This is a genomic window from Pseudomonas sp. 86_A (genome assembly GCF_017491705.1).
In the GTDB taxonomy this organism is placed as follows: domain Bacteria; phylum Pseudomonadota; class Gammaproteobacteria; order Pseudomonadales; family Pseudomonadaceae; genus Aquipseudomonas; species Aquipseudomonas koreensis.
Genome location: NZ_JAFGYS010000016.1, coordinates 85,001 through 92,171 on the forward strand (window position 1 = coordinate 85,001; position 7,171 = coordinate 92,171).

At 61.6% G+C, this 7,171-nt stretch carries 8 protein-coding genes; 4 read left to right on the top strand and 4 right to left on the bottom strand.

Features of this window, described 5'->3' with window-relative positions:
• Positions 1-201 precede the first annotated feature (201 nt).
• The 3 genes from J5M57_RS23445 to J5M57_RS23455 all read left to right on the top strand — a co-directional run bounded on the left by J5M57_RS23445 (position 202) and on the right by J5M57_RS23455 (position 3,206).
• Positions 202-1,236, top strand: a complete 1,035-nt coding sequence (locus tag J5M57_RS23445) for an NADP-dependent oxidoreductase (RefSeq protein WP_064586784.1) — start codon at positions 202-204, stop codon at positions 1,234-1,236.
• Between the two features lie 66 nt (positions 1,237-1,302).
• Positions 1,303-1,905 (top strand): recombination mediator RecR, encoded by a 603-nt coding sequence (recR, locus tag J5M57_RS23450; protein WP_003223341.1) that lies wholly within the window; start codon positions 1,303-1,305, stop codon positions 1,903-1,905.
• A gap of 152 nt (positions 1,906-2,057) precedes the next feature.
• Positions 2,058-3,206, top strand: a complete 1,149-nt coding sequence (locus tag J5M57_RS23455) for an acyl-CoA dehydrogenase family protein (protein WP_207849570.1) — start codon at positions 2,058-2,060, stop codon at positions 3,204-3,206.
• Positions 3,207-3,316: 110 nt separating this feature from the next.
• Here the strand turns inward: J5M57_RS23455 and J5M57_RS23460 are convergent, their stop codons facing one another.
• On the bottom strand, positions 3,317-3,865 hold the full coding sequence (locus J5M57_RS23460) for an adenine phosphoribosyltransferase (RefSeq protein ID WP_064586787.1): 549 nt from the start codon (positions 3,863-3,865) through the stop codon (positions 3,317-3,319).
• Positions 3,866-3,943: 78 nt separating this feature from the next.
• Positions 3,944-4,678: a fumarate/nitrate reduction transcriptional regulator Fnr gene (gene fnr, locus J5M57_RS23465; RefSeq protein WP_025110355.1), complete on the bottom strand. Its 735-nt coding sequence runs from the start codon at positions 4,676-4,678 to the stop codon at positions 3,944-3,946.
• Between the two features lie 155 nt (positions 4,679-4,833).
• Between fnr and J5M57_RS23470 the strand changes: the two genes are divergently transcribed.
• The gene (locus tag J5M57_RS23470) at positions 4,834-5,316 is read left to right on the top strand and encodes a hypothetical protein (protein ID WP_083366465.1); all 483 of its coding nucleotides are present in this window, start codon (positions 4,834-4,836) and stop codon (positions 5,314-5,316) included.
• Here J5M57_RS23470 and hemN read toward each other — a convergent pair.
• Both hemN and J5M57_RS23480 read right to left on the bottom strand, forming a co-directional pair.
• Positions 5,313-6,695, bottom strand: a complete 1,383-nt coding sequence (gene hemN, locus J5M57_RS23475; protein WP_064586789.1) for an oxygen-independent coproporphyrinogen III oxidase — start codon at positions 6,693-6,695, stop codon at positions 5,313-5,315. The two genes, J5M57_RS23470 and hemN, sit on opposite strands and share 4 nt — an antisense overlap.
• Positions 6,696-6,911: 216 nt before the next feature.
• A partial coding sequence (locus J5M57_RS23480; protein ID WP_207872005.1) for a sulfite exporter TauE/SafE family protein occupies positions 6,912-7,171 on the bottom strand: 260 nt, incomplete at its 5' end.

Here is a 7,171-nt window from a genome sequence, read left to right on the forward strand (position 1 = left end):
GGGAGCTTGCTCCCGCTCGGCGACGAAGTCGTCGTGAAACCTGCCAACCTGATAGATCGGTAAGAAAGCAGGGGAGCGCTTCGCACTCCAGCGGGAGCAAGCTCCCTCGCCACAGCAATTGTGTAGAAACATCGAACGCCGAAATGCCTCAACAGTCTGCTTCCTATATCCCCGAATTCACCCTTCACAGGAGACGCTGACATGTCCGACCCTCTGACCCTCAATCAACGCATCGTCCTGGCCTCCCGCCCAGTGGGCGCGCCAACCCCGGAAAACTTCCGTCTGGAGCGCGAAGCGTTGCCGGACCTCGAAGACGGTCAGGTGCTGCTGAAAACCCAGTACCTGTCCCTCGACCCGTACATGCGCGGGCGCATGAGTGATGCGCCGTCCTACGCCGCGCCGGTAGAAATCGGTGAGGTGATGACCGGTGGCGCTGTCAGCCGTGTCGAAGATTCCCGTCATCCGAAATTCCATAAGGGTGATCTGGTGGTTGGCGCGACAGGCTGGCAGAGCCACAGCATCAGCGACGGCCGTAACATCATCCCGATCCCGTCCGGCCTGCCGAGCCCGTCGATGGCCCTCGGCGTGCTGGGCATGCCGGGGATGACCGCGTACATGGGCCTGATGGACATCGGTCAACCGAAAGAGGGCGAAACGCTGGTGGTCGCTGCCGCGTCCGGGGCGGTCGGTTCGGTGGTCGGTCAGGTGGCGAAGATCAAAGGCCTGCGCGCCGTGGGCGTGGCCGGTGGCGCCGAGAAGTGCAAGTACGTTGTAGACGAGCTCGGTTTTGATGCTTGCATCGATCACAAGGCGCCGGACTTTGCCGAGCAACTGGCCAAAGCGTGCCCGAACGGCATCGACATCTATTACGAGAACGTCGGTGGGCATGTGTTCGAGGCCGTGCTGCCGCTGCTCAACCCCAAGGCGCGGATTCCGCTGTGCGGGCTGATCGCCGGTTACAACGCCTCTGAAGCGCCGCAAGGCCCGGATCGTCTGCCGACGTTGCAACGCACGTTGCTGACCAAGCGTGTGCGGATTCAGGGCTTCATCGTGTTCGACGACTATGGCGACCGTCAGCCGGAATTCATCAGCCACATGGTGCCGTGGGTGCGTGACGGCAAGGTGAAATTCCGCGAGGACGTGGTGGAAGGCCTGGAGCAGGCGCCCGAGGCGTTTATCGGTCTGCTGGAGGGGCGCAACTTCGGCAAACTGGTGGTGAAGGTCGCCCAGGACTGAGCATTTGACGCTGGCCGGAGGCGCGGGTATAAACCGCGTCTCGTTGTTTTGTCGGACTTTTTACCCATGAGCTTCAGCCCTTTGATTCGCCAACTGATCGATGCCCTGCGAACCTTGCCGGGCGTAGGTCAGAAAACCGCCCAGCGCATGGCGTTGCAGTTGCTCGAGCGTGACCGGAGTGGCGGCACGCGCCTGGCCCAGGCCCTGAGCCAGGCCATGGAAGGGGTCGGTCATTGCCGGCAGTGCCGCACGCTGACCGAAGACGATCTGTGCCCGCAATGCGCCGATACCCGCCGCGACGACACGCTGCTGTGCGTGGTGGAAGGGCCGATGGACGTGTATGCGGTGGAGCAGACCGGTTTCCGTGGGCGTTACTTCGTGCTCAAGGGTCATCTGTCGCCGTTGGACGGTCTGGGGCCGGAAGCCATTGGTATTCCGCAGTTGATGGCGCGGATTGAAGAGGCAGGCACCTTTACTGAAGTCATCCTCGCCACCAACCCGACGGTGGAAGGTGAGGCGACCGCGCATTACATCGCCCAGCTTCTCAGCAACAAAGGCCTGATCGCCTCGCGGATTGCCCATGGTGTGCCGCTGGGCGGTGAGCTGGAGCTGGTGGATGGCGGCACACTGGCGCATTCGTTTGCCGGGCGTAAGCCGATTTCCCTCTGATCAAAGCCAAAGATCGCAGCCTTCGGCAGCTCCTACAGGGACGCATTCCAAGTGTAGGAGCTGCCGAAGGCTGCGATCTTTTGATCTTCTGCATCTTGAAAACCAAGCAAGCGCTCGGTTAACGTCGGCCAACCCTTCGATGGAGTTCGCCGATGCCTGCCTTCCAGGAATACTTCGACCCCAGCCACCAAATGGTCCGCGACAGCGTCAGACGTTTCGTCGAACGCGAAATCCTGCCGGACGTCGACGCGTGGGAAGAGGCCGAGGGCTTTCCCCGCGAGCTGTACCTCAAGGCTGGGGCGGCGGGGATTCTCGGCATCGGTTATCCCGAAGCGCTGGGTGGCAGCCACGAAGGTGATGTGTTCGCCAAAGTCGCCGCCAGTGAAGAGCTGATGCGCTGCGGCTCCGGCGGTCTGGTGGCGGGGCTGGGGTCGCTGGATATCGGCCTGCCACCGATCGTCAAATGGGCGCGGCCCGAGTTGCGCGACCGTATTGTGCCGGCAGTGCTCAGCGGCGAGAAAATCAGCGCCCTGGCGATCACCGAGCCCGGTGGCGGTTCCGACGTCGCCAACCTGCAAACCCGCGCCGTGCGTGACGGCGATGTCTATCGGGTCAGTGGCAGCAAAACCTTCATCACCAGTGGCGTACGCGCGGATTTCTACACCGTCGCGGTGCGCACCGGCGCTCCGGGTTTCGGCGGCATCAGCCTGTTGCTGATCGAGAAGGGCACCCCAGGCTTCACCGTAGGCCGCCAGTTGAAAAAAATGGGCTGGTGGGCCTCGGACACCGCTGAACTGTTCTTCGACGATTGTCGGGTGCCTGTGGGCCATCTGATCGGCGCCGAGAACATGGGCTTCGCCTGCATCATGGGCAATTTCCAGAGCGAGCGGCTGGCGCTGGCGCTGATGGCCAACATGACTTCACAACTGGCGCTGGAAGAAGCCCTGAAGTGGGCGCGTGCGCGTGAGGCGTTCGGCAAGCAGATCGGCAAATTTCAGGTGATCAAGCATCGTCTGGCCGAAATGGCCACGGCGCTGGAGGTGTCGCGGGAGTTTACCTACCGGCAGGCGGCGAAGATGGCGGCGGGGCAGAGTGTGATCAAGGAGATTTCCATGGCCAAGAACTTTGCCACGGATACGTCGGACCGGATCACTACCGAAGCGGTGCAGATTCTTGGCGGGCTGGGTTATATGCGCGAAAGCCTGGTGGAGCGGCTGTATCGGGATAACCGCATCTTGTCGATTGGCGGCGGGACGCGGGAAGTGATGAACGAGATCATCAGCAAGCAGATGGGGCTTTAGGTTCTGCGTTGAGGCGGCCGACGCCTTCGTGAGCAGGCTCGCTCCCACAGGAGAATGCATTCCAAATGTGGGAGCGAGCCTGCTCGCGAAAGCGGTCTGACAGGCGCTACTTACTTATCAGTCAGGGCAAATTGCGTCAGACAGAAGGTCGGGATGCCCATGTCTTCCAGGCGCTGCGAACCCCCCAGCTCCGGCAGGTCAATGATCGCCGCCGCTTCATGCACCCGTGCGCCCATGCGGCGGATCAGGTTGGCCGCTGCGATCAGCGTGCCACCGGTGGCAATCAGGTCATCGAACATCACCACCGAATCGCCTTCGCACAGGCTGTCGGCGTGCACTTCGAGGAAGGCTTCGCCGTACTCGGTCGCATAACCTTCGGCCAACACGTCCGCCGGCAGTTTGCCCTGCTTGCGGAACAGCACCAGCGGCTTGTTCAACTGGTAGGCCAGCACCGAACCGATCAGGAAACCGCGCGCATCCATCGCGCCGATGTGGGTGAAGTCGGCTTCCACATAGCGGTGGGCGAAGCTGTCCATTACCAGGCGCATGGCCTTGGGCGACTGGAACAGCGGGGTGATGTCGCGAAAGATCACGCCCGGTTTCGGGAAGTCGATCACGGGGCGGATCAGGGATTTGATGTCGAAGGAGTCGAAGACCATCGTCGAGGTGTCCTGGCAGGGCTGCAAACGGCGCAGTATACCCGCGGCTGAAACGCTTCGCTCAACCGCGGATCGAGATCAGCCTTCCAGCGAGCCGCCAGCCAGGGCGCAGAGCTGGATCGGGTCGAGAATGTGGATCTCCTTGCCCTCGGCGGCGATCAGTTCGTTCTGCTGGAAGCGCGTGAACACCCGGGACACGGTTTCCACCGCCAGGCCCAGGTAGTTGCCGATTTCGTTGCGCGACATGCTCAGGCGGAACTGGTTGGCCGAGAACCCGCGGGCGCGGAAACGTGCCGACAGGTTGACCAGGAACGTGGCGATGCGCTCGTCGGCGGTTTTCTTCGACAACAACAGCATCATTTGCTGGTCGTCGCGGATCTCGCGGCTCATCACGCGCATCAACTGGCGCCGCAGCTGCGGCAGTTGCAGGGCCAGTTCGTCGAGGCGTTCGAAGGGAATTTCACACACCGAGGTGGTTTCCAGCGCCTGGGCCGACACCGGGTGTTTCTCGGTGTCCATGCCGGACAGGCCGACCAGTTCGCTCGGCAGGTGGAAACCGGTGAGCTGTTCTTCGCCAGTGTCGCTCAGGCTGAAGGTTTTCAGAGCGCCGGAGCGTACTGCATAAACGGAATCGAAGGTGTCACCCTGGCGGAACAGGAACTCGCCTTTTTTCAGCGGGCGACCACGTTTAACGATTTCGTCCAGCGCATCCATGTCTTCCAGATTCAGAGAAAGTGGCAGGCAGAGAGGGGCCAGGCTGCAATCCTTGCAATGGGCCTGGTTGTGAGCGCGCAGTTTGACTGGCTCGGACATTTCTTAAATCCTTGTGGGAAAACACACATAAGCCGTAAGGGTAACCCACGGGAGGACATTCAGGCCAGTCCATGGCGACTTTGTCCCACGGGCGTAAAGCCGCAGGGTCAGTGGCCGATAAAGGGGTATCACCACGCACGCAAGGAGCCGCTTCGATGACTGCCATTGGTACGCTGAACCCCGGTAACAAAGGCGTTACGTCCTCGCCGGGTACCGCTCAAACCGCCGCAGGCGATGAACCGGGCCCCGAGGCATCGCTGCTGGCAACCCCGACCTTGGTCGAGGGTGTCAAAGTGTCGCTGTCCGGTGCCGCTATGACAAAAACCTTCAGCGCCGGGGGCGAGAACAGCGACATCGAAGACAGCGGCTTGCCCGAGAACGTCCAGCAGTTGTTGAAGATGATCCGCAAACTGCAAAAAGAGATCGCCGAGAAAAAAGCCCGGATGGCCGCCGTCATGGCCGACAAAACGCTGACCAACGAAGCCAAGGTCAACATGCTCGCCGCGCTGCGTGGTGCCATCGCGGCGTTGAACACCGGGCTGATCAGCGCCAATCTGGCCCTGTCCAAAGTCATGGATCAGTCCGGTCTTTCCGCCGAGCAAAACCTCAAGCTCGGCTCACTGCTGACAAAAAACTAGATCACTCGCGAGAAACGCTGACGGTTCTGCTGTGCCAGATACGCATCGAACACCATGCACACCGAGCGCACCAGCAGGCGTCCGGCCGGCAGCACTTCGATTCTTTCGCGATCAAGGGTGATCAGGCCATCGTTGGCCATGCCTTGCAGTTGCGGCCACAGCGCGCCGAAATAGCCCTGAAAATCGATGTTGAACGCTTGCTCGATGTCGGCGAACTCCAGGCTGAAGTTACAGATCAGTTGCTGGATCACCGCGCGGCGCAGGCGGTCGTCGGCATTGCATACCAGGCCACGGCTGGTCGCCAGTTGCGCGGCGGCGAGGGTGTTCTGGTACTGATTGAGGTCGCTGCTGTTCTGGCAGTACAGGTCACCGATCTGGCTGATCGCAGAGACGCCCAGGCCAATCAAGTCGCAATGGCCGTGGGTGGTGTAACCCTGAAAGTTGCGTTGCAGGGTCTGCTCTTCCTGAGCGATCGCCAGCTCATCGTCGGGCAGGGCGAAGTGATCCATGCCGATGTAGCGGTAACCGGCAGCGGTCAGTTGCTCGATGGTGCGCTGGAGCATTTCCAGTTTGTGCGCAGGGCTCGGCAGCTCCTGGCTGTTGATCCGCCGCTGCGGCATGAAGCGCTCCGGCAGGTGCGCATAGTTGAACACCGAGAGCCGGTCCGGTTGCAGGCTGATGACTTCTTCAACGGTGCGCGCAAAATTCTCCGGTGTCTGTTTGGGCAGGCCGTAGATCAGGTCGATGTTGATCGAGCGAAATTGCAGGGTGCGCGCAGCATCGATCACCGCGCGGGTTTCTTCCAGGCTTTGCAGGCGATTGACCGCACGCTGGACTGCCGGATCAAGGTCTTGCAGGCCGATGCTGACCCGGTTGAAACCCAGTTCACGCAGCAGGCCCATGGTCGACCAGTCGGCCTCACGCGGGTCGATTTCGATGCCGTAGTCACCGGAGTCGTCATCCAGCAGGTTGAAGTGTTTGCGCAAATGCGCCATCAACTGCCGCAGCTCGTCATGGCTGAGAAAGGTCGGGGTGCCGCCGCCGAAGTGCAGCTGCTCGACTTTCTGCGCCGGCTCCAGGTGGCAGGCAATCAGCTGGATTTCCTGCTCCAGTCGTTGCAGATAAGGCTGGGCGCGGCCGCGATCTTTGGTGATGACTTTGTTGCAGGCGCAGTAATAGCAAATGTTCGCGCAGAACGGCACGTGCACGTACAGCGACAACGGGCGCAGCGCCTTGCGGCTGTCGCGCAGGGCATGGAACAGGTCGAACGTGCCGACCTGACTGTTGAATTGCACGGCCGTCGGGTACGAGGTGTAGCGCGGCCCCGCCAGGTCGTAGCGGCGGATCAGATCAGTGTCCCAACGAATGGCGTCGAGCATGCGGGCATTCCCCCGGATAGGCTGGCAGTGTGGCGAGTCTATCGGGGAGCGGCGACGGGGCTCTTGATTTGCATCAACGGCGGATTGGTAGTCACTGCTTTTGTGGCGAGGGAGCTTGCTCCCGCTGGACTGCGCAGCAGGCCCAATGCTTTTGATGGCAAAAGCGAGGGGCGCTCCGCACCCCAGCGGGAGCAAGCTCCCTCGCCACAGTGTTAATCAGTGGCCCATCAGCCAATGCTGATGCGGGCCGGGCAATGTCCAGATGCCGAAGAGAATCACCAGCAAACCACCGGCCATGCGCACGCTGCGTTTGCGCAAAATGGCAGTGACACGTTCAGCCGCAAGCCCCGTGGCGAGCAGCACCGGCCATGTCCCGAGGCCGAAAGCGAGCATCAACAACGCGCTGTCCAGCGCATTGCCCTGACTCGCCGACCACAGCAGCGTGCTGTAAACCAGTCCGCACGGCAGCCAGCCCC